Raw genomic sequence first — 22,757 nt, 5'->3', positions numbered from 1 at the left:
TCCCATGTCCATACGAGGGCAAGCCTATATCGTGGGCGCCTACGAGCACCCGACACGCAAAGCACCCGACAAGTCGCTGGCGCAGCTTCATGCCGAAGTCGCGAAGGGGGCGCTTGACGATGCCGGTCTCACGGCGAGGGATATCGATGGATATTTCTGCGCCGGCGATGCACCCGGTCTGGGGGCGCTATCCATGGCCGACTATATGGGCCTGCGTGTGCGCCATATGGATTCGACCGAGAGCGGCGGCTCATCTTACATCATTCACGTCAACCATGCCGCCCAGGCGATTGCCGCGGGCAAATGCAATGTGGCTCTGGTGACGCTGGCGGGCCGGCCGCGCTCGGAAGGCACCGACATTGGTGCAGCGGCGCCGATCATGGACATGTCCGCACCCGACGTTGCCTTCGAGGTTCCATTCTCGCCCGTCCTGGTCTCGATCTATGCCATGTGCGCCAAGCGTCACATGTATGAGTTCGGCACCACTTCCGAGCAACTGGCCTGGATAAAGGTCGCAGCCTCACATCACGCCCAGCATAATCCGAATGCGATGCTGCGCAACGTGGTCACTGTCGAAGACGTGGTGAACTCGCCGGTCATTTCCGATCCGCTGCATCGCCTCGATTGCTGTGTTGTCAGTGACGGCGGCGGCGCCGTGATCGTCGCAAGGCCCGAGATCGCCAGAAGCCTCAAGCGTCCTCCGGTTCGCATTCTCGGTGCGGGCGAGGCGATAAAGCACCCCAATGGCGGGCATGTGGATATTTCCTATGGCGCGAGCGCCTGGTCGGGCCGTGATGCCTTCGCCGAGGCGCGCGTTACGCCCGCGGATGTCAATTATGCCTCGATCTATGACAGCTTCACCATCGCCGTGCTGATGCAGATCGAGGATCTCGGTTTCTGCGCCAAAGGCCAAGGCGGCCGTTTCGTTGCCGACGGCAACCTCATCTCCGGCATCGGCAAGCTCCCGTTCAATACCGATGGCGGCGGCCTCTGCAATAATCACCCGGCCAATCGCGGGGGCATGACGAAGATCATCGAGGCGGTGCGACAATTGCGGGGTGAGGCGCATCCGGCCGTCCAGGTCAAGGACTGCAGCATCGCCCTGGCGCATGGAACTGGCGGCCCTTTGGCCACGCGGCATGCCAGCGCCACACTGATCATGGAGCGGGAATAATATGGCACCAGAGCAAAGATCGATCACGCCACCGGCACGCAATCCTGAAACGGTGACCTTCTGGGAGGCGTGCAACGAACATCGTCTGCTGATCAAGCGCTGCGGCGCCTGTGGCGAGGCTCACTATTATCCCCGCGCGCTCTGTCCATTCTGCTTGAGTGCGGACACACGCTGGGAGCAGGTGGAAGGACGGGGAACGATTTACGCGTTCAGCGTCATGCGCCGCTCTCCCGTTCCCTTCGCACTTGCCTATATCACAATCCCTGAGGGGGTCTCCATCCTGACGAACATTGTCGACTGCGATCTCGACCGGATCGAGATCGGTCAGTCCGTGCGCGTTGTGTTCAAGCCCGCCGATGACGGTCAGCTCGTGGCGATGTTCACGGCGGAATCGGCCGAATAACAGCATCGGCGTCGTCCGGGGAGTCTGGGGAGATCGACTATGCGCGTAATTGATATGTTCGATGTTGGCGTGCTGCGCTTTCCCGACCACAACTTCGTGGTCGAGGGTGATCTGCACTATACCTATCGCGAAGCGAGCCGGCTCAGCCACAAGATGGCGAATGCCTTGAATGCGGCGGGCATTGGCGAAAGGGCCAAGGTCGCAACGTTCACGCCTAACAATATCTACGGATTGATCGCCCATATGGGCATTATTCGCGCCGGAGCGACCTGGGTCCCAATCAATATCCGCAGCACGGAAGCCGAAATCAGGGACGCTCTTGATCTCGTCGATTGTGAGTTCCTGCTGTATCATTCCAAGTTCTCAGAGATCATCGCCAAAATCCGAAACGATTTCCCGGCGATTCGTGGCTGGGTTTGCCTGGATCGGGCTGAAGAAGATGCGCCCTTCTTCCTCGACTGGCTTGATCCTCATGGGGAGCAAGCGCCGCTTACCTCCAATGATCCGCAGACCCCCTCGGCCTTGATGCTCACCAGCGGCACCACCGGGAAACCGAAGGGCGTCATTCTGACCGATCTCATGTTCGAGACCCTCGCTAATGCGTGGGCGGCATATTTTCCCTACGAAAAGCGGCCGATTAATCTCTGCGTGGCACCGCTCACTCATGCCGCGGGAGCGATCGCTCTCACTCTCTTCTATGCCGGTGCGACAAACATCATCATGCCGGAGTTCAAGCCAGGTGAGGTGCTGGCCAATATCGAGCGGTACAAGGTGACCACAACCTTCCTTCCGCCCACCTTGATTTACGTCCTTCTCGCCCATCCAGATCTGAAGAAATACGACTACTCCTCCTTGCGCTATCTGCATTACGCCGCCTCTCCCATGTCAGTTGAGAAGCTGAAGGAGGCGATGGCGGTCTTTGGCCCGGTGCTGACGCAAGCCTATGGTCAGACAGAAATGCCGATCGCCGCGACTCTCTTCACCTGCAGGGAGCATGTGGAGGCCTTGTCTTCACCGCATCTACAGCACCGGCTGCTGAGCGCGGGAAGGCCAACCCATGTCAGCGTAATCGGCATCATGGGTGAATCAGGCAAGCTCCTCGGGCGCAACGAAATCGGGGAAATCGTTTGTCGGGGCAACCTGCCGACACCGCACTACTACAAGAATCCGGAAGCCACCGCCGAGCTACAGGCTCATGGATGGCATCACACCGGCGACATCGGCAAAATTGATGACGATGGGTTCGTCTATATTCTCGATCGCCGCAAGGACATGATCATCACCGGCGGCTTCAATGTTTATCCAAACGAAGTTGAACAGGTATTGATGGCCGAACCTGCCATTCGCGAATGCGCTGTGATCGGTATACCCGATGAGAAATGGGGGGAGATGGTGATCGCGGTTGTGGAGTTGCACGATGGCACAACTCTTGATCCGGCCGATGTGATTGCCCGGTGCAAGGCCAAGCTCGGCAGCGTGAAGACACCGAAGCGGATCGACATTTGGGAGAGCCTGCCGCGCAACAATAACAACAAGATTCTCAAGCGGGAGATCCGCGACCGTTTCTGGGAAGGTCGTGAGCGCAAGCTGTGAACCGCTTTGGTGCCAGTCCGTTTCAACCAGGATCTGAGCGATGGCGGCCAGCGTGTGTGGGCTTTGGGCTCGATGAGGCCTCTCTTGGCTCAAGAGACAACGCGCGCCAGGGCCGCCGCAGATTGCCCCGCGACACGTCCGAAGAAGGCAGATTTTCCAAGGGACGAGCCGGTCATATAGGCCACACCATGGAAACCGCCGGCGATTTCACCCGCTGCATAGAGGCCCTCAATGGGGCGTCCGGCAATGTCGATGACCCGAGCGTGGGGATCGATCGTCAGGCCGCAATAGGTTGCCAGCAGGACGGTCGTCGAGGGATAGGCGTAAAAGGGTGGTTTGGCGATGGGAATGAGCGCGCCGGCATGGTTGCAGAGGCCATCACGCCCAAATGCGGAGTCGCGGCCTTTCTCGACATCCGCATTGTATAGGGCGATCGTCTCTTTCAGCGCCGCGGCATCGATGCCGCATTTCTCGGCGAGAGCCTCGAGCGTATCGGCTCGGATCAGCAGTCCGCGATCGAGGGCGGGTCGAGGGTCGAACAGCGGAACGCCGGGTGGCGAATTCTCGAAAATCGTGTGGTCGAGTACCTGGAATGCCATGCGGTCAGGCATCTGCGCGAGGCAAGCATCGCCGAGCAGTTTGTAGGAGACCGATTCATCGATGAAGCGGCGCCCCTGGCGATTGACCATGATGGCGCCGAGATAGAAGGCAAGCATGATCTCATGTTTCTCCGGACGCGTCTCGGGATGGGCGCCGAACGTGCCCTTGATCTGGCCCATGTCCCGGAAGCCCGCACCGAGCTGCCAGGCCATGCGCAGGCCATCGCCCGTATTGCCCAGCCCGCCGACACGCAGCGCAGCTTTCTGGTGGGGCGCGAAATTGCCAAGAAGGTCATCCGACCAGACGAAGCCGCCGGTGGTGAGCACGACGGCAGAGGCTTCGATCGCCTGCTCGCCTTCTCCTGATGCGACCACGAGGCCAGTCACCGGCCCCTCTGGTCGAGGCCGCAGAATGCGGATGGCGCGGGTATCATAGAGAACCGTTCCGCCAGCTTCGATGAAACGATGCGAGAGGCGTCCGATGAGGGCATCGGGATCGGTTCGGTGGCTGCGCGGCACGGACTGGCCCGCGCTCAGCTCGAGATCGGCAAAGCTGGTGCCCAAGCGAACGAGCCATCGATAGAGCTGGTTCTGGCCACGTGAATAGGCAGCAATCAGAGCTTCGTCTGCTTCGCCGCCGGCGACGGATCTCAGATCATCGAGCAGCAGCTCGGCACTGTCGGATACCCCTTGCGCGGCCTGTTCGGGAGTGTCGGCAAAGGCAAAAAACCCGCCGCTCAACACGGTACTGCCGCCAGCCTTTCCCTGCTTCTCAATGAGCAACACGCGAGCGCCGGCCTCGGTGGCACTTAGCGCGGCGCAAAAGCCCGCGAGACCTGCCCCGACCACAACCACATCAAAGCTCGCCGATGAACCGATCCGTTCCGTCATTCGCAATCCCAGATAGCCGCCCCTCAGGTCAGGATTACACATGCCCCCTAGAGTGTCTACAGTTGCCAGGCTGGCTAATCACGCGAGGGAGTGTCTTTTCCTGCCTGCCGATAATGCTCCATTCCCGCGAGGCCCGATTGACAAGCTTGCTGTAAACTGTCTACAGATTGCACAAAAGGCGTAAGACGAGCGAGATCGCGAGGGGAGGACGGGAGCATGGTCAATACGAGCTTCGATGTCGTGGTTGCTGGGTGCGGGATCGCCGGACTCTCCGCAGCGGTTGCCGCGCGCCAGAACGGTGCGACGGTGGCCGTGTTGGAACGCTCGGTGAAGGAAGAGCGCGGCGGCAATACGCGCTACACGGAGGCCATGCTTCGTATGAAGAGCGAGGACGAGGTCGCCGACGATTTCGAATCGCATTTCGCCGCCAATTCGGGCGGTTATCTTGATCCCTCGCTGATCGGCGAGATGGCCGCCGATTACGAGAATTGGCCGCGGCTGGCGCGGTCGCTGAGCTTCGTTGATCCCGAGCTGGTGGGTGCCTTCTCGGAGGCGGCGGGTCCGACCATCAAATGGCTGAAGAGTTTCGGCCTTAGTTTCGATTTCCTACCCACTCCCTTTCTGACAACGTGCACGACGCGGATGCTGCCGCGCGGTGGCGGCTTGGCCATGGTGGAAGCCCTCGCCGCCGCTGCGGAGAAGATGGGCGTGACCTTCTTCTATGAAACAACCGCAATCGATCTCGAACAGAGTGATGAAGGCGTGGTGACAGGGCTCGTCGCGCTGGGGCCGAAGCACAAGCGGATGACCTTCCGGGCAAAATCGGTGGTGCTTGCCTGTGGTGGCTTCGAGGGCAATCCGGAAATGCTGGCCGACTATATGGGACCGCGCGCGCTTAATCTGAGGCCGGTGGCCCGGGGCGGCTACTATAACAAGGGCGAAGGCATTCGCATGGCCCTGAAGGTGGGAGCTGCGAGTTGCGGTGACTTCGCGAGCTATCATGCAGAGCCGATCGACCCCCGCTCAGGCGTGGCGGAGCCTGCCATCTTCATATTCCCCTACGGGATATTGGTGAACAAGCAGGGCGACCGCTTCGTCGATGAGGCGGTAGGCACCGTCGACGCGACCTACGAGACGGTAACCCGGCACATTTACGAACAGAGCGATGGCATCGCCTATGTGATCCTGGATGCCAAGCTCAATGACGTGCCCAACAAGCAGCTCGCCATACGGACCGATCAGCCGCCCATAGAAGGTGCCACACTCGCCGAGCTGGCCGGGAAGATCGGTGTGCCAGCCCATCGGTTGGAGGCAACGGTCGCATCCTATAATGCGGCTTGCCGCCCGGGCACATTCAAACCGCTGGAGGTCGACGGACTGGCGACGGAAGGCTTGGAGCCGCCGAAATCGAACTGGGCGCGTCCGATCGATACGGGACCCTTCATCGCCTATCCCATCATTTCGGCCAATGTGTTCACCTTCGGCGGCCTCAAAGTCAATGGCCGCGCCCAGGTGGTGAATTGTAACGGCGATCCAATCCCAGGGCTCTATGCCGGTGGCGAGGTGGTCGGCATCTATTATAAGACCTATACTGGGGCGACCTCAGTCTTGAAGGGGGCCGTGTTCGGGCGCCTGGCGGGTCTCGATGCCGCACGCAGCAATTTGGCCGCGGCCGGTCGCGAGGCCGTGGTGAACGGCTGATCATGACCATGGAGTTCAGTGGCCGCACCGCCATCATCACAGGCGCATCTGGTACGATCGGATCGGCGACCGCGAGAACGCTGCTGGACGGTGGCGCCCGGGTCTGCCTCGCCGACCAGACGGGCTCAAGCGAGGCGGCCGCTCTTGCCGCCACTCACGCCGGCCAGGTGATTGAGATTGAAGCCGACGTAACCGATTCCGCCTCGATCCGCACGCTCGCGTCTCGCGTTGAGGCTGAATTCGGCCGGATCGACATCCTGGTCAACGTCGCCGGCATCACCTCCCATGGCGCCGCTGCTCAACTGGCAGAAGCGGAATGGGACCGGGTCATTGACATCAATCTCAAGGGAACATTCCTGTGTTGCCAGGCTGTCATTCCTGCCATGCGGCGGCAAGGCTATGGGCGCATCATCAACATCGGCTCATTGCTGGGCAAGAATGGTGGTAATGCGCGGCCCTGGATGGACCGCACGGAGCAAGAGCGCTCGGGCAATATTGCCTATGGTATCTCCAAGGCGGGTGTGCATGCGCTTACCATCTATCTCGCCCGGGAGCTGGCCGCGGACGGGATCACCGTCAACGCCGTAGCCCCGGGCCCGGTGGCTTCGGCCATGACCGCCGCTTTGCCCGACCGTTTGAAGCAAATGATCCCCGTCGGCCGCATGGGAACCGGGGCCGATGTCGCGCGCGCCATCGCGTTTCTGGCCGCGGAAGAGGCAAGCTTCATCACTGGCGAAATCCTCGATGTGAATGGCGGCATGTGGGGCGACTGACGCCGATACCCCGAAAGAAGGAGAGAAGACCATGACGCCGCGAGCCAAGCTCAAGCAGCTGCTCCAGAGCAACAAATACACAATAGCGCCAGGGGCCTATGACACCTTGACCGCGCGACTGGTGCAGCTGGCCGGTTTTGACGCCGTCTATCTCACCGGCGGTGGCTATGCACGGTCGAATGGTTATCCGGATATGGGCCTCATCACGCTGACCGAGGTCGTGCGCTGGTTGAACCTCACGGTGGAGGCCGTAGAGATCCCGGTGATCGCAGACGCCGACACCGGCTATGGCAATGCCATCAACGTCGTGCGCACCGTCCGCGAGTTTGAGAAATCGGGGGTTGCCGCCTTTCACCTTGAGGACCAGGTGGCGCCGAAGAAATGCGGCCATTACGAAGGTAAGCTGGTGGTCAGTCGGGAAGAGATGGTCGGCAAGATCAAGGCTGCTGTCGATACGCGCCGCGATCCCGATCTCCTGATCATCGCGCGCAGCGACGCCCGCGCCGTCGAGGGTCTGCAGTCGGCGATCGACCGCGTTAACCTTTATATCGAGGCTGGCGCCGATCTCGGCTTCGTGGAAGCCCCTCAATCACGCGAGGAGCTGGCACAGGTCGCCCGCGAAGTGAAGGCGCCGCCCGTTGCGAATATTTTCGAGGGCGGCAAGACGCCAGGGATCCCGGCACCGGAACTGGAGGCAATGGGTTTCCGGCTCGGCATCTATCCATCACAGACGCACAGAGCCGCCATCGCCGCCGCGAAGGAGGTCCTGGCCATCCTCAAGTCAGATGGCGATACACGGCGCATCGACTCGCGGCTTGCCACCTTCACGGAACGCGAGGAAGCCGTCGGAACGTCCCGTTGGTCGGCCATGGAGGCGAAGTATCTGAGCCTGACCTGACCAGGCACGGTCGACAATTCTCTTACAATCACGGAACGGACAAGGACGACTCCATGACAGCCGAGCAAACCGCGCTTCTCATTCTCGATCTGCAGAACGAAATGGTTGATCCCAAGGGTAAGGTGGGCGGCGGAGGCCTCGCCAAGGTTGTACAGGATCGCGGAGTGATCGAGAAGGCTCAGGCGGTTATCGGGGCCGCTCGCGATAGGGGCATCACGGTCGCTTATATACGGGTTGGCTTCCGAGCTGATTACGCTGATGCGTTATCGGTCGCGCCCCGGGTGAAGAAGATGAAGGAGCACGGTGCTTGCGTGCTGGGCACCTGGGCGACCGAGTTCCCGGAGGCGATTGCACCCCAGCCAGGTGAATTGATTTTCACCAAGCAATGCGTGAACCCGTTCTTCAACACCGGGCTCATGACCTGGCTGATGCGTCACGGCAAGACGCGGCTTGCCATTGGCGGTGTCGTGACGAACCTGGTCGTCGAAAGCACCGCTCGAGCCGGCGATGATGCAGGTTTTGCGATGACCGTGCTCGAGGACATTTGCGCCGCACCCAATCCGGAGTGGCACCGATTCGCGATCGAAAACACACTGCCGCTTTTTGCGACGATTTCATCTTCCAAGGAGTTTATCGGCTCCGTCGCCGCCTAGCCTTCGGCTCTGCGGCTTGCGTATTCGGACCGGCGGCGGCATAGGTACGGGCATTGCGCAGATGCTCGCGCATGGCAGCTTCCGCCGCGTCCGGATCTCGGGCAGCAAGGGCGCCCACAATCCTCTTATGCTCCTTTAAAGCCTGCCCGGCGCGACCGCGCGTCCGACTGGACTTGTACCGATAGACGCGCAGGAGATGATAGAGGTCACCACACAGGATACTGATCAGGCGCTCGTTCCGTGATGCTTTGATGATCCGGAAATGGAAGTCGAAGTCCGGCGATTCCTGATAGTAGCCGGTGCCAGTCTTCACGTCCTCCAAGGCTCCGTGCTTCTCGAGCAAGCCCTCAAGTGCGGCAATCTCGGCATCGGACATGTGCTCAGCAGCCAATCGGCAAGCCATGCCCTCGAGTGCCTCCCGCACCACCAATAGCGCTTCCAGGTCGGCAGGCGACAGGGCGGTCACGCGCGCGCCCTTGTTTGGCGTCCTCTCGATCAGCTTGCGCCCTTCCAACCGGCGCATCGCCTCCCGCAAGGGGCCGCGACTGACCCCCATTTGCCGCGCCAAGCCCTGTTCGCTGATACGGGTATCAGGCGACAATTCCCCACTCACGATCGCAGCTTCGAGACGCTCAACGATGGCTTCGACGAGCGATTGCGCGCGCACCGGATCGCTAAGCTTCGCAGGACCAGTTTCTACCGACATAAGCCTATCAAACGAGATCGATTGGACTCTCATTGTAGACAGAAATGAGAGGCGCATCATCCAGGAAGTTTACTGTCGACAGGCGCGCGGGCCGCTCCATTCTCGCGAGTGATGTGGATGAGCGACGGATCCCAGAAAACTGTGACTTTGTTTGGTGCCGACCCGCTATAGTCCGCCGAGCACCTTGGAAATGGCCCGGGCGGTTTCCATCACCACGGGTGCAAAAGCCTCGCGCGCCTGGTCCATCGACCATCTCGGCGTGGGCAGTGCGACATTCACCGCAGCGACCACCTCTCCCCTATGATCGCGCACCGGAGCTGCAATGGAGATATCGCCAACGAAGGCCTGTTGATCACTGAAGGCATAGCCCCGTTGGCGGGTGAGCTCGAGATCGGCGAGAATTGCGTCGAGATCCGTTACCGTATGGGGTGTGCGCGCTTCGCGTGGAGCGCCCTCGATAATGGACAGCGCCCGCTCGCGTGGCATGAAGGCGAGCATGGCGCGCCCTGGCGCTGTGCAAAAGGCCGGAAGCCGTGATCCGAGAACGAGCCCGACGCTGATCACATTGCGGCTTGGAAAGCGTGAGACATAGATGACGTCGGTTCCGTCGAGTTCGGTGAGATTGAAGGTTTCATTGGTGCGCTTATGCGCATCGAGCAGATAAGGGAAAGATTGCTCGACGAGGTAATCGTTGCGCAAATAAGCATATCCAAAGTCGAGCACCTTGGCTGAAAGCGAATAGCGCTTGGTTGCCGCATCCTGGCGGATATAGCCGAGCGTCTTCAAAGTGTAGAGGAAGCGCTGGCAGGCGCTGACGCCAAGCCCGGTCACTTTGTTGATTTCGGTGAGGCTCAGCGGGTTTGGCGCATTATAGAAGGCGCGCAGCACCCGCAGGCCCTTCTCGACGCCTGAGACAAACAGCCTGGGATCTGGTTCGGCGACGGACACCTGGGGCGCTGAAGTTTGAGCGGTTCGTTTGGTCTGGTTCTTCCCAGCGGCCATCACATCTTCCTCACGTCGTTCGGCTCCAGTTTTGCACTTGACAGGCGCCACATCCGGCCTGATCGTAGTTGATAAGAATTATTACATATCAATAAGGGGTGAGGGCCATTTTCAGCAATGCGCAAATGTTGGCTGCTGCTGGGCAAAAGGTCGCCGTGGTGGGAGCGGGGATTGTCGGCGTCTCATGTGCATTCGCATTGCAGCGGCTCGGCATGCAGGTCACCCTTATCGACCGGCTGGATCCCGGCGAAGCGTGCTCCTACGGCAACGCTGGGGTGATCGCAACAAGCTCGTGCCTGCCATTGATCATGCCCGGTGCCATTCGTAAGGCACCGAAATGGCTCATATCAAAGGACGGCCCACTGGCAATCGACTGGCGTCACCTGCCGCAGACCACCCGCTGGATGGCAAGGGCCGTCGGGTTCACAACGCCTGCCCATGTGGAGAACACCTCACGCGCCTTGCGGGCATTGCACCGCGATGCGGTGGAGGATCACTTTGCCCAAGCGCGAGAAGCCGCTTGCGAGGACGTGCTGCAGCGCGCGCTCTATCTCTATGCGTATGAAACGGAAGCCGGCTACCGTGATGACCGCGCGGGATGGCTCATGCGCCGCGCCCTCGGCATCGAATTCGAGGCGCTGAATGCGGACGAGCTGCGCGAGGCAGAACCAGCCCTCGCGCCGATCTTCGTTCGCGGCATCCGCGTCGGCGGGCATGCCATTGCTCGAAATCCTGGCAGATTGGTGAAGAGCCTGGCTGCGGCCTTCATGGCAAGACAGGGCAGAGTTCTGCGCGGCGAGGTGCGTTCGATCCAACCCACCGCGGAGGGTGTCGTGCTCTTCACCGAGCAGGGCCCGGTTGAGGTAGATCAGGCGGTTGTTGCCGCAGGGGCCTGGTCGGCTGTGCTGGGCCGCACGCTCGGCCATGAATTTCCGCTGGCCGCCGAGCGCGGCTACCACGTGAGTTTCGCCAATCCCGGCCTTACACTCAACCATGCGGTGATGTTCGCCGAACGCAAGATGGTGGGCACCAGCATGGAGCAGGGCTTGCGGATCGCTGGAACCGCTGAATTCAGCGCGGTGGACAGGCCGGCAACGCCTGCCCGGGCCGAGGCGATCGAGCGGGCAGCGCCACGCCTGTTCAATCATCTCAACACGGCTGAGCCGACCCGCTGGATGGGACCGCGGCCGAGCCTTCCTGACACCCTGCCGGTGATCGGCCGCTCCCATTTGGAGCCGCGCGTCTGCTTCGCTTTCGGTCACGGCCACACCGGCTTGACCGCGAGCGCCACCACCGCGCGCCTGGTCGCTGCCATCCTCACCGGTCAGGAACCGCATATCGATATCTCACCCTTCCGGCCGGATCGCTTCCCGAGCCGGAAACAGCCCGCCTATCCCGCTGCAGCCGCGGCCAGCCACCGTACGGAACCCGCGACGATGTGAGCGTAGCCGCCAGACAACTCGCAAGGACTGGGAGCTAAAATGCACGACCGACCGGCGATGACAGACGACCAGCAAGAGAAGGGAGCCGCCTCGTCCCCGGCCGGGAGAGTGGCACGCCTGCGCCATCTTCTCCGTCCCCGGTCGATCGCGGTGATCGGCGCCTCCGATCGCGACGGCTCCTTCGGCAAGCGCCTGCTCTCAGCCATTCGCAGCGGTCGCTATGCCGGCACAGTCTATCCGGTCAATCCGCGTTATGAGCAACTGGACGGGCTGACCTGCTATCCGAGCCTCGATGCTTTGCCTGAGGTGCCAGACCTCGCTGCCTTCGCCGTGGCAGATCAGCAGGCACCCTCTCTCCTGGAAGAGGCGGCCGAAATCGGGATTCCCGCCGCTGCTCTGTTCGGCCGCGGCTATGCCCCGCCTGGCGAGATGTCCTCAACCCAGCGCCTGTCAGCCATCGCTCGTACGGCCGGCATGGCCGTCTGCGGCAATAACTGCATGGGCTTCGTCAATATTGTCGACGGCCTGAAGATCTCCGGTAATCCCCCGCCCATTCCGGATCATCCGGGCACGATCGGCCTCATCTCCCATAGCGGCTCCACCTGGTCCGGCCTTGTCGGCAATCAGCGCCAGCTCGTGTTCAATTACGCGATCTCCGCGGGCCAAGAGATCGCCACCACCATGGCCGATTACCTGGAATTCCTCCTCGATCAGCCAGAGACCCGCGTCATCGGCTGCATCATGGAGACCGTGCGCGATCCGGAAGGCTTCATCGCGGCGGCAGAGCGGGCCGATGTCCGCGGCATCCCCATCATCGCGTTGAAGCTCGGTCGCTCCGAACAGGGACGCCAATTCGCCCTCGCCCATAGCGGAGCGCTCAGCGGCTCGGATGCGGTCTATGGCGCGGTCTTAGAACGCCACAATATCGTCCGCGTCCGCACGGTCGATGAGTTCGTTAACACGCTGGAACTGTTCAGCACCCCCCGCAGGCCCTCCGCTGCGGGCATCGGCATCGTGACGGATTCCGGCGGGGAACGGGAGCTGATCGTGGACATCGCCTCCGATGTCGGCGCGCCTTTCGCCAAGGTAAGGCCTGAGACCGAGCAGCGGTTGGCACAGGTGCTCGATCCCGGCATGAGCCCTCTCAACCCGGTCGATTCCTATGGCGATGGCCGCACCCTGCTCGAGGATTGCCTGCGGGTGCTGGCCGATGATCCCGAGGTCGGGATCGTCGCGCTGGCCACCAATCTGGTTGCCGGCCGCGCCTATGCGGACGAAGCCGCCCGCGCGATCAGCGAGGCCGCGGCCGCAACCGCCAAGCCCGCGCTCCTGTTCGGGCATGTGGAAAGCGCGATGAGCCACAAGCACGCCGCGGATCTGCGCGCGAAGGGCATCCCGGTGCTGCTTGGCACGGCGAGCGCGCTTTCGGCCATGACCCATCTGATCACGTGGCATCAGCGCAAGGATCCGGCGACCCGCGGCGTCGCAAAGCCGACGGCGGATCTGCCCTCCCGCGAGGAGATTTCAGCACTCATCGCCGCTGACGGGCCGGGTGCTCTTTCCGCCAGGACCGCCGCCCAGCTCATGGATCGCTGCCACCTGCCCCGTGCGGCGAGCCGGTTCGTGGAGACCCGCGAGAATGCTGTGGCCGCTGCCGAAGACTTGGGCTTTCCGGTGGTCATGAAGACGGCGAACCCTGCGATCCTGCACAAGACCGAGCATGGCGGGGTCCTCCTCAACATCGCGAGCAGCAGTGCAGCGGCGGAAGCCTACGACCAGATCAGGCAGCGCTGCGGGCCTCTGGTCGAAATTCAAAAGCAGATCGCGGGTGGAACAGAGCTCATTCTGGGCATGACCTATGATCCGCAATTCGGCCCGGCTGTTACCCTTGGCCTCGGAGGCATCCTGACCGAATTGCTCAGCGATGCCGTCACCTTTCTCCCGCCGGTCACGCCCGATGGCGCACGACAATTTCTCGAACGGCTGAAGGGATATCCGCTGCTCACCGGCTTTCGCGGCAGCCCGCCCGCCGATCTCGCAGCCCTCTGTGAGCTGATCGCGCGGTTCTCCACCTTTTGCGCAAGCTATGGCGCGCTGTTCTCCGAGATCGACCTTAACCCCATCAAGGCGGGGCCGGATGGCGCTGTTGCTGTCGATGCGCTGTTCATCCCCTCGCAAGGATCCCAAGCTGAAAGGGCAGTTGCATGAGCTTCGAGACGATCGAGACGCGGACGGACGGCAATATCGGCTTCATCAAGCTGAACCGCCCGCAGGTGCTGAACGCCATCAACAAGCAGATGAAGCAGGAAATGCGGGAAGCGCTCACTCAGCATATGGAAAATCCGCGGGTGGCGGTGGTGGTACTTCACGGTGAGGGGCGTGCATTCTCGGCCGGTTTCGATCTCAAGGAGTCGGCGCAGGCGGACACGCAAGGGAACGAGGAATGGCGGCAGCGCCTGCAGCAGAGCTTCGATTTCATCATGCAGTTCTGGGATGCGCCGAAACCATCGATCGCGGCAGTGCATGGTTTCTGCCTTGCCGGCGCGTTCGAGCTGGCCCTGGCCTGCGATATGACGGTGGCCGCGCAAGGCACCCGTTTCGGTGAGCCGGAGGTGCGCTTCGGGTCGGGCATCGTGGCCTTGCTGCTTCCCTGGATGACCACCCCGAAATTCGCGGCAGAACTGCTGCTGACCGGCAATGACCAGATCGATGCCGAGCGCGCCATGCAGATGGGCATCGTCAACCATGTCGTGCCGCAAGGGCAGGAGCTGGAAAAGGCGGTTGCGCTGGCCCGCGATATGGCTGCGGCAGCCCCTCTATCCGTGCAGTTGACCAGGCGGGCCATGCATCGCGGCTTTGAGATGATGGGCATGCGCCAGGCGCTGCTCGCCGCCCTCGACACTGACGTGTTGATCGAGGCCACTGGCGGCCCAGAGCGCGCCGAATTCAACCGTATCCGCAAAGAGCAGGGCTTGAAGGCCGCATTGGAGTGGCGCGACGCGCGGTTTGACGCCGCGTGAGCATCTGGAGGGACTAGCCATGACGACCCGTTCGAAAAGGGGTGAGGGGCTTACCCGGCGAGATTTCGCCAAGACCGCCGGCATCCTCGGCGCAGGCGTGGTGGCCGCGCCCTATGTCCTCAGAGGTCGAGAGGCATGGGCACAGGAAACCATCGTCTATGTCTCCTATGGTGGCTCAACCCAGGAGGCGGAAGAGGACATCATCGTCGCCGCCTTCATGAAGGAGACGGGCATCAATGTGGTGAATGCCAGCGGGCCGGATCTCGCCAAGATCAAGGCCCAGGTCCAGACCGGCAATGTGGAATGGGACCTGGTGACCCTGATCGGCTCGCAGGCTGTGGCGGCAGGGCGCGAGGGCCTTCTGGAGAAGCTCGACTATTCCATCATCGATGCGAGCGACATGTATATGCCGGTCCTCGAGTTCACTGCGCCCTGGTATGCCTATGGCGGCGGGATTGCCTATGATCCTCAGCGTCATGCCGCCGGCAAATTCCCGACCAATTGGCCGGAATTTTGGGATGCCGAGCGCTTTCCGGGGCGCCGCGGCCTGCGCAGCCGGCCCGATGAGAATTTGGAAATGGCTTTGATGGCCGACGGCGTGCCCGCCAAGGAGCTCTATCCCCTGGATGTGGACCGGGCCTTCGCCTCGCTCGACCGTATTAAACCGCATGTGGCGAAGTGGATTCCGGAGACGCCGCAGACCATCACCCTTTTGCAGCAGAACGAGATCGACTTCGTCTTCACCTATAGCGGCCGGGTCGAAGCGGCCCAGCGCCAGGGCGTGTCGGTGAATTTCGTCTACGAGAACAACATCGTCACGCCGTCCTATCTGTGCGTGCCGAAGGGTACGAAGCACCTCAAGGCGGCGATGACGCTCGCGAATTACTTCCTGCGTCCGGACCTGCAAGCCGGCTTCTGCAATCGCATGGGCTACAGCCCGGTGAAGCGGGCCGCCACCGACCTGCTCACACCGGAAGTGCGCGCCAAGCAGCCGAATCTCGATGCGCCCGGCACGGCTGTAACCGACATTGAGTGGTGGGCCGACAATTTCGTCGAGGTCAACCAGCGCTTCAAGGAGTGGATGATCAGCTGAGCGCTCGCCGGACGTCGTGAACTTCAAAAAATACGATCGGAAAGATCAGGAGGGAGATAAGTGCCATGACGACCCAATCCAAAGCGAGGCGAGGTCCCACGCGGCGTGATGTGATCAAGACGGCTGGCGTGGTTGGCGCCGGTGTCGTTACCGCGCCGTTCCTTCTCTCGAAGGACGCGCTCGCCAATGAGACCATCGTTTGGGTCTCCTATGGCGGGTCGACCCAGGAGGCGCAGGAGGACACCATCGTTGCGGCCTTCAAAAAGGAAACCGGCATCGAGGTGATCGCGGCGAGCGGTCCTGACCTCGCCAAGATCAAAGCCCAGGTGCAGACCGGCAATGTCGAGTGGGACATGGTCAACCTGATCGGCTCGCAAGCTGTGGCGGCCGGCCGCGAAGGCCTATTGGAAAAGCTCGACTATTCCATCGTCGATGTGTCCGATCTCTACCTGCCCGCTTTGGAGTTCACAGCACCCTGGTATGCTTATGGCGGCGGCATTGCCTTCGATCCGAAGCGGCATCCTGCGGGCAAACACCCAACCACATGGCCGGAATTTTGGGATGTGGAGAAGTTCCCGGGCCGCCGCGGCCTGCGCAGCCGGCCCGACGAGAATTTGGAAATGGCGCTGATGGCCGATGGCGTTCCGGCCAAGGAGCTCTACCCTCTCGATGTGGATCGCGCCTTTGCCTCCCTCGACCGCATCAAGCCGCATGTGGCCAAATGGATTGCAGAAACGCCCCAGACCATCAGCCTGCTCCAGCAGAACGAGATCGATTTCGTTTTCACCTATAGCGGCCGCGTGGAGGCCGCACAGCGGCAGGGTGTGTCGGTCGATTATGTCTATGAGAACAATATCGTCACGCCGTCCTATCTCTGCGTTCCCAAGGGTACGAAGCATCTCAAGGCGGCGATGACGCTTGCCAATTATTTCCTGCGCCCGGACCTTCAGGCGGCGTTCTGTAATCGCATGGGCTACAGCCCGGTGAAACGGGCAGCGACCGCATTGCTCACGCCGGAAGTGCGCGCGCACCAGCCCGATCTCGACGCGCCGGGAACGGCGATCACCGATGTCCAGTGGTGGGCCGATAATTTCACCGAGGTCAATGAACGTTTCAAGGAATGGATGATCAGCTAGGGGAGGCCGGCCATGGCTTTCATCATTCCGGCCCTGGCGCTCCTGATCGGCGCATTCCTGTTGCCGCTGGCCTATGTGCTCTATCTCAGCTTCGGCGGGGATGCGCCAACCTTTGCGAATTACACCGCGCTGCTGTCGCGGCCGCTTTATGTGCGCGTGCTCTGGAACACGCTGGAAATCAGCGTTCTGTCTACCGCCTTCACGCTGCTCCTAGGCTATCCCATAGCCTACCATCTCGCGGCCCAGCCACCACGGCGCCGCGCCATGCTAACCATCCTGGTTCTGCTGCCATTCTGGACCAGCATTCTCGTGAAAAGCTTCGCCTTCACGATCCTTCTGGGTGAAAGCGGCCTGGTCAATCAGATCATCCGCCTCGTGTTGGGTGCCCAGGCGGGCTTGCCGCTTCTCTTCAACCGCGCCGGCGTCGTCATCGGCATGACCCATTTCCTGCTGCCCTTCATGGTGTTCACCCTGCTCGCGAGCCTGGTCACGCAGAATGCAGAATATCGGCGCGCGGCCGAGATCATGGGCGCAAGCCGGCTGCGCATCTTCTGGTCGATCGTCTTTCCCTTGAGCCTACCAGGTGTGATGGCGGGAACCCTGCTCTGCATGATCCTGTCCATGGGCATGTTCATCACGCCAGCCCTGCTTGGCGGACGCGGTGATCTCATGATCTCCAATCTGGTGGAGTTCCATGTGCGGGAAACTCTGAACTGGCCTGCCGCCTCGGCCATCGCGGTGTGCCTTCTGGTTGTGACCGCCATTTTCACCCTGCTGCTCGCGCGGGTGCGCGGCGGTCAGCTGTTTGGAGAAACGGCATGAGCTTCAGCCTGCTCAAAGGAGACAGAGCATTTTCAAGCGAAGTGGGTGCGGGTTCGCGTAAAGAAGATGCTGCCAAGTCGCGCGTGAAGGAAAAGCCACAACGCTCCAGCGTGCCCTCGGCACCGGTCCGCGCCATGGCTTGGCTGGCTTATGCGTTTCTCCTGCTGCCAAGCCTGATCGTGCTGCCAATGTCCTTCGGCGATAAGGACGAGCTCATCTTTCCGCCGCGGTCCTTCTCGCTTTACCTCTATCGACAATATTTCTTCGAATCGAACTGGATGGCGGCCACGTTCGAAAGTCTCCAGGTAGCGATTGCGACCGCTATCCTCTCCCTGATCCTAGGCGTCGGCGCGGCCTATGGTCTTTCCCGACATACGTTTCTCGGCAAGAAGGCCGTCACTGTCTTCCTGCTGAGCCCCATTTTCGTGCCGACCATTGTCGTCGCGCTTGCGCTCTACCTCTATCTTGGCATCGCCCGCATCACCGGCACCACCATCGGGCTGATCATCTGCCATACCGTGGTGACGGTGCCCTTCGTGATCGTGACGGCGCTTGCGGGCCTGCGCCATGTGGATCGCAACCTGGAGACCGCGGCGACAGTCATGGGCGCGGGACGGATCACCGTATTGCGCAAAGTCACGCTGCCGCTGCTGCGGCCGACGATCGTCGCAGCCGGTCTGTTTGCGTTTCTGATCTCATTCGACGAGGTCGTGATCTCCTATTTCGTGAGCAGCGTCCGCACACAGACCTTGCCGGTGAAAATGTACAGCACCATCCATTGGGAGATCTCGCCCGTGCTGGCGGCGATTTCGACCCTGCTGACGGTGCTCTCACTGGCCATTTGCCTGCTGGTCGCGTCTATGCAGAGGGAGCGCTGAGATGAACGAAATGGTGCGTCTTAGCGGGGTTGCGAAAAACTACGGCGAGGTGACAGCCTTGCGCCCCACCGACCTCGTCATAGGTCAGGGGGAGTTCGTCACGCTGCTCGGCCCCAGCGGCTCGGGCAAGACCACGATCCTCAATCTGATCGCCGGCACCATCCAGCCGTCGGCGGGAAGGATTTGGATTCATGGGCGCGACGTCACCAGCACGCCCGCCAACCAGCGCCAACTCGGCATGGTTTTCCAGAACTATGCCCTGTTTCCGCATATGACCATCAAAGAGAACATCGCCTTTCCCCTGAAGATCAGGCGGATGACCAAGGCGGAGATCGACCGCGAGGTTGCGCGGGTGCTCGAGCTTGTGAAGCTGCCACAGGTTGCCGATCGCAAGCCGAAGGAATTGTCCGGTGGCCAGCAGCAGCGCATCGCCATTGCCCGCTCGCTGGTTTATCACCCCGACCTGATCCTCATGGACGAGCCACTTGGCGCCCTTGATAAGAAGCTGCGCGATCAGATGCAGCTGGAGATCAAGCGGCTGCACGAGACGCTTCGGATGACCGTGCTCTATGTCACCCACGATCAGGAAGAGGCGCTCGTCATGTCGGACCGCGTGTGCCTCATGAACAATGGGCAGATCGAGCAGATCGGCACCCCGGAAGACCTATATTTCCGGCCTCGGACGGTCTTCTCTGCCGATTTCCTGGGTGAATCGAACATTCTCGAGGCCGAGGTGCTGAGCGGCGGGCCAGCCTGCCGGCTGCGGATATCAGGCGAGACGGTGGTCGGGGACGTGCGTGGCTGCGCAGCATCGCCCGGTACCCGGATACAGGTGCTGATCCGGCCTGAAAATGTTCGCTTGGCTGGAGAGAGCGGGGGCCGCGAGAGCATCCTGCAAGGCACGGTCGACGAGGTGATCTTCCTCGGCGGCGTCACCAATCTGCGGGCCAGACTAGCAAATGGCGCAATGGTCATCGCCAAGAATTTGACCCGGCGCGAAGGCACTGATTGGGCCAAGGGAATGCCCGTGCGGCTAACCTTCGATGCGGGCGACGTGGTCGTTCTGGAAGGCTCAGGGCAAGAGGCCGAGACGGTTCCGGTTGTGCCGCGCACGGCCGCCGAATAGGCAGTGGCCAAACGCTCCCGCCTGACCTGAGCACCGGGCGATCCCACGACGAGCAGCAATCGCGGATTGTCCTTGACAACCCGCCCCACTTCCAGAGTACGCTTAACACAATAATAACTATTGATATACAATAATTCGGAGGTCGCGGTGGAACAAGCGTCTCTCCTGTCCGAGCGTCGAGGACCAATTCTCAGTCTGACGCTGAACCGGCCACACCGGCTCAATGCGCTCGATCACGAGCTGCGCCAAAGCATTGCCGACGCCATCGAGAGCGCCAATGGCGACCCGGAGATCCGCGTTCTCACCTTTACCGGAACGGGGACCCACGCCTTCTCGGCCGGCCAGGACTTGCATGAAAGCGGCGCGCTGAAACCAGCCGATGGGCCCGTCTGGATGGCGGGATGGGTCCGCTATTTCTCGGCGTTCGCGCGGGCCACCAAGCCCCTGATCATGGCGGTCAATGGGGTTGCTGCGGGAGGTGGGCTCGAGACCGCATTGCTGGGTGATCTCCGTATCGCATCAAGAAATGCCCGTTTCCTCATGGCGGAGGCCGATATCGGCCTGCCGGCCATTGTCGGCCAGCATCTGCTCAAGATTCATCTTGGTCTCTCCCGCGCCACGGAGCTGGTGCTGACCGCACGCACTCTGAACGCAGGCGAAGCCCTTGAGATCGGGCTCCTCCATCGGGTGGTCGATGAAAGCGATTTGCCGGAGGCTGCGGCCGAGATGGCGCGCCTCCTCGCCGAGAAGCCACCGCTGGCAATGCAGCTGACCGTCGGACGATTTCGCGAGGTTCTGCTCCCAGCCCTTGCCGACGCCGAGCAGGCATCAGCGCGCTATCAAAGCGAGGCCGTGGCCAGCGGCGAGCCGCAGCAAGCCATGCAGGCCTTTCTCGCCCGTCGCCAAAGGCGGCAGTCGGTTGACGCGTGAACGCAAGAGGAAACCCGAACCATGCCCCAATTCATCGAGATCAAGCAGGACGGCGAGGTTGCCATTATCACACTGAACCGCCCGGAGGTGCTGAATGCCTGGCACAGCGCCATGCGCAAGGAGCTGGCGGCCGCCCTGAAGGCGCAGGATCGTGATGACAAAATTCGCGCCATCATCCTGACCGGCGCCGGCGACCGCGCCTTCTCCGCGGGGCAGGATCTCGGTGAGGCCAAGACCTTCAGCAGCGAGCGCGCCGCCGAATGGATCGAGGAATGGCGCGAGCTCTACGGCACCATGCGTTCGCTCAGCAAGCCGACCATTGCCGCTTTGAACGGCGTCGCCGCCGGATCGGCGTTTCAGGTGGCGCTGCTCTGCGACGTGCGCGTGGGCCATTCGGGCAGTCGCATGGGGCAGCCCGAGATCAATTCCGGCATCCCCAGCACCCTCGGCCCCTGGCTGATGAAGGAGATGCTCGGCATCTCGCGTACCATCGAGCTGACCCTCACCGGCCGCATCATGGATGGCGAGGAATGTCACCGCATCGGGCTCATCCATTACCTCGTGCCCCAGGGACAGGTGATGACCAAGGCCATGGAGGTGGCACGCCTGCTAGCCTCCAAGCCGCCCATCGCCATGCGGCTCAACAAGAAGCGGTTCGCGGAAGTCACCGCTGCGGGCTTTGAGGATGCATTGCAGTCCGGTGCACGGATCCAGAAGGAGGCCTATGGCACCGGCGAGCCGCAACGGATGATGGAAATCTTCTTTGCTCGCACCGCCGAAAAGCGCAAAGCCGGAGACGTGCACGCATGAACCTGCTCGAGGCCGAAGGCAAGGCGCTGATTGCCCAGCACGGCATCAAGGTGCCGCGCGGCGCCTTGTGGCCCGAGCTGCCCGTGATCGAAGGCGGGCTCGTGCTGAAGGCGCAGGTGCCCACAGGCAAGCGCGGGAAGGCCGGCGGCATCCGCTTTGTTGCCGACCATCAGCAGGCGGAAAGCGCCGCCAAAGCCCTGCTCGACATGGAGATCGGCGGGCATCGCACCAAAGCCATCTATGTGGAGGAAAAGCTCGACATCCTTCACGAGCATTATCTCGCCATCGCCATTGATCGCGATCGCCGCTGCCACCTCGTCATTGCCTCCCCCAAAGGGGGCATGGATATCGAGGAGGTGGACCCGCGCCACATTCTGCGCTTGCCCATTGACCCGCTGCTCGGCCTGCGCAGCTTCCATGCCGATTGTGTCGCCCGGTTCCTCTCAGGAGAGGGAGATGACCAGACAGCGCTTGGCGAGGTGATTGCCAGCCTCTATCACGCGGCGCTGGCGCTGGATGCCGAGCTCATCGAGATCAATCCGCTTGCCCTAACCCCCAGCGGGCTGGTTGCGGCGGATGCCAAAATCATCCTCGACGACAATGCTCGCTTCCGGCACCCGGAATGGCCGGACAGCACGAAGCGGACCGACCGCAGCGCCTTCGAGCGCGCCAGCGCAATGGCCGGCGCCGTCGGGGTGGAGGTCGACCCCGAGGGTGACACGGTTGCCGTGGTCAGCGGGGCCGGGCTGATGATGGCAACCCTCGACCTGCTGGCGGATGCGGGGCTCAGGGTGCGGGCGGTGATCGACCTTGGCGGAACAGTCCTGTCCGGGGCCGAGGGCCTGCGGCAAGTGCTGGCGGCGGTTGGGCCTCTGAAACCGCGGGTCACCTTCCTGAATGCCTTCATGCAGACCGCCTTTTGCGATATTTTCGCGGAAGGCCTCGCTGGCGCCCATCAGACAGCACCGCTGCCGGGGCGCGTTGTCGTGCGCCTCAAGGGCCGCCGCGCCGATATCGGCCGCGCCCGCCTGCAGCCGCTCGGCTTCGAGATCCACGAAGATCTGGAGCCTGCAATCGCCGCGCTTGCCCCAGGCCGGAGGACTTGAG

Annotated in this window: 21 protein-coding genes; 18 read left to right on the top strand and 3 right to left on the bottom strand. The window is 61.9% G+C overall.

Annotated elements, in window-relative coordinates; genetic code table 11:
- Positions 1-4: 4 nt before the first annotated feature.
- The 3 genes from RCF49_RS13795 to RCF49_RS13785 are packed head-to-tail and all read left to right on the top strand — an operon-like array spanning position 5 to position 3,170.
- Positions 5-1,174, top strand: coding sequence for a thiolase domain-containing protein (locus tag RCF49_RS13795; protein ID WP_342640462.1), 1,170 nt, complete (start codon positions 5-7; stop codon positions 1,172-1,174).
- A 1-nt stretch (position 1,175) separates the two neighbouring features.
- On the top strand, positions 1,176-1,577 hold the full coding sequence (locus tag RCF49_RS13790; protein ID WP_342640461.1) for a Zn-ribbon domain-containing OB-fold protein: 402 nt from the start codon (positions 1,176-1,178) through the stop codon (positions 1,575-1,577).
- Between the two features lie 39 nt (positions 1,578-1,616).
- The gene (locus RCF49_RS13785) at positions 1,617-3,170 is read left to right on the top strand and encodes a class I adenylate-forming enzyme family protein (protein WP_342640460.1); all 1,554 of its coding nucleotides are present in this window, start codon (positions 1,617-1,619) and stop codon (positions 3,168-3,170) included.
- A gap of 89 nt (positions 3,171-3,259) precedes the next feature.
- Here RCF49_RS13785 and RCF49_RS13780 read toward each other — a convergent pair whose 3' ends face one another.
- On the bottom strand, positions 3,260-4,660 hold the full coding sequence (locus tag RCF49_RS13780; RefSeq protein WP_342640459.1) for an FAD-dependent oxidoreductase: 1,401 nt from the start codon (positions 4,658-4,660) through the stop codon (positions 3,260-3,262).
- A gap of 216 nt (positions 4,661-4,876) precedes the next feature.
- Between RCF49_RS13780 and tcuA the strand changes: the two genes are divergently transcribed.
- From tcuA to RCF49_RS13760, 4 genes are read left to right on the top strand one after another with little or no spacing between them, the layout of a single operon-like run.
- Positions 4,877-6,361: an FAD-dependent tricarballylate dehydrogenase TcuA gene (tcuA, locus tag RCF49_RS13775; RefSeq protein ID WP_342640458.1), complete on the top strand. Its 1,485-nt coding sequence runs from the start codon at positions 4,877-4,879 to the stop codon at positions 6,359-6,361.
- A 2-nt stretch (positions 6,362-6,363) separates the two neighbouring features.
- Complete coding sequence (locus RCF49_RS13770) at positions 6,364-7,134, top strand: SDR family NAD(P)-dependent oxidoreductase (RefSeq protein WP_342640457.1); 771 nt, start codon at positions 6,364-6,366, stop codon at positions 7,132-7,134.
- A gap of 31 nt (positions 7,135-7,165) precedes the next feature.
- A complete protein-coding gene (locus RCF49_RS13765; RefSeq protein ID WP_342640456.1) occupies positions 7,166-8,032 on the top strand; it encodes an isocitrate lyase/PEP mutase family protein in 867 nt (288 codons plus the stop codon).
- A gap of 53 nt (positions 8,033-8,085) precedes the next feature.
- Positions 8,086-8,685, top strand: coding sequence for a cysteine hydrolase family protein (locus RCF49_RS13760; RefSeq protein WP_342640455.1), 600 nt, complete (start codon positions 8,086-8,088; stop codon positions 8,683-8,685).
- Here RCF49_RS13760 and RCF49_RS13755 read toward each other — a convergent pair.
- Both RCF49_RS13755 and RCF49_RS13750 read right to left on the bottom strand, forming a co-directional pair.
- Positions 8,663-9,391: a GntR family transcriptional regulator gene (locus tag RCF49_RS13755; RefSeq protein ID WP_342640454.1), complete on the bottom strand. Its 729-nt coding sequence runs from the start codon at positions 9,389-9,391 to the stop codon at positions 8,663-8,665. The two genes, RCF49_RS13760 and RCF49_RS13755, sit on opposite strands and share 23 nt — an antisense overlap.
- A gap of 165 nt (positions 9,392-9,556) precedes the next feature.
- Positions 9,557-10,393: an IclR family transcriptional regulator gene (locus tag RCF49_RS13750; RefSeq protein ID WP_342640453.1), complete on the bottom strand. Its 837-nt coding sequence runs from the start codon at positions 10,391-10,393 to the stop codon at positions 9,557-9,559.
- Between the two features lie 125 nt (positions 10,394-10,518).
- Between RCF49_RS13750 and RCF49_RS13745 the strand changes: the two genes are divergently transcribed.
- From RCF49_RS13745 to RCF49_RS13695, 11 genes are all read left to right on the top strand, one after another.
- Positions 10,519-11,835 (top strand): NAD(P)/FAD-dependent oxidoreductase, encoded by a 1,317-nt coding sequence (locus tag RCF49_RS13745; protein WP_342640452.1) that lies wholly within the window; start codon positions 10,519-10,521, stop codon positions 11,833-11,835.
- A gap of 39 nt (positions 11,836-11,874) precedes the next feature.
- Positions 11,875-14,043: an acetate--CoA ligase family protein gene (locus tag RCF49_RS13740; protein ID WP_342640451.1), complete on the top strand. Its 2,169-nt coding sequence runs from the start codon at positions 11,875-11,877 to the stop codon at positions 14,041-14,043.
- Positions 14,040-14,855 (top strand): enoyl-CoA hydratase/isomerase family protein, encoded by an 816-nt coding sequence (locus RCF49_RS13735; RefSeq protein WP_342640450.1) that lies wholly within the window; start codon positions 14,040-14,042, stop codon positions 14,853-14,855. The genes RCF49_RS13740 and RCF49_RS13735 overlap by 4 nt, the downstream gene beginning before the upstream one ends.
- A 19-nt stretch (positions 14,856-14,874) precedes the next feature.
- A complete protein-coding gene (locus tag RCF49_RS13730; protein WP_342640449.1) occupies positions 14,875-15,948 on the top strand; it encodes an ABC transporter substrate-binding protein in 1,074 nt (357 codons plus the stop codon).
- Positions 15,949-16,013: 65 nt separating this feature from the next.
- Positions 16,014-17,084 (top strand): ABC transporter substrate-binding protein, encoded by a 1,071-nt coding sequence (locus RCF49_RS13725; RefSeq protein ID WP_342640448.1) that lies wholly within the window; start codon positions 16,014-16,016, stop codon positions 17,082-17,084.
- Between the two features lie 12 nt (positions 17,085-17,096).
- The gene (locus tag RCF49_RS13720; RefSeq protein ID WP_342640447.1) at positions 17,097-17,906 is read left to right on the top strand and encodes an ABC transporter permease; all 810 of its coding nucleotides are present in this window, start codon (positions 17,097-17,099) and stop codon (positions 17,904-17,906) included.
- Positions 17,903-18,784, top strand: coding sequence for an ABC transporter permease (locus RCF49_RS13715; protein ID WP_342640446.1), 882 nt, complete (start codon positions 17,903-17,905; stop codon positions 18,782-18,784). The genes RCF49_RS13720 and RCF49_RS13715 overlap by 4 nt, the downstream gene beginning before the upstream one ends.
- 1 nt (position 18,785) lies before the next feature.
- On the top strand, positions 18,786-19,910 hold the full coding sequence (locus tag RCF49_RS13710; RefSeq protein WP_342640445.1) for an ABC transporter ATP-binding protein: 1,125 nt from the start codon (positions 18,786-18,788) through the stop codon (positions 19,908-19,910).
- Positions 19,911-20,057: 147 nt separating this feature from the next.
- Positions 20,058-20,840 (top strand): enoyl-CoA hydratase/isomerase family protein, encoded by a 783-nt coding sequence (locus RCF49_RS13705; RefSeq protein ID WP_342640444.1) that lies wholly within the window; start codon positions 20,058-20,060, stop codon positions 20,838-20,840.
- Between the two features lie 21 nt (positions 20,841-20,861).
- On the top strand, positions 20,862-21,650 hold the full coding sequence (locus RCF49_RS13700; protein WP_342640443.1) for an enoyl-CoA hydratase/isomerase family protein: 789 nt from the start codon (positions 20,862-20,864) through the stop codon (positions 21,648-21,650).
- Positions 21,647-22,756, top strand: a complete 1,110-nt coding sequence (locus RCF49_RS13695; RefSeq protein WP_342640442.1) for an ATP-grasp domain-containing protein — start codon at positions 21,647-21,649, stop codon at positions 22,754-22,756. The genes RCF49_RS13700 and RCF49_RS13695 overlap by 4 nt, the downstream gene beginning before the upstream one ends.
- Position 22,757: the final 1 nt, after the last annotated feature.

This window comes from Rhodoligotrophos sp. CJ14 (assembly GCF_038811545.1).
Taxonomy (GTDB): Bacteria; Pseudomonadota; Alphaproteobacteria; order Rhizobiales; family Im1; genus Rhodoligotrophos; species Rhodoligotrophos ferricapiens.
Note: the sequence above shows the minus strand (reverse complement) of the source record. Positions and strands in the feature narration are given on the sequence as shown.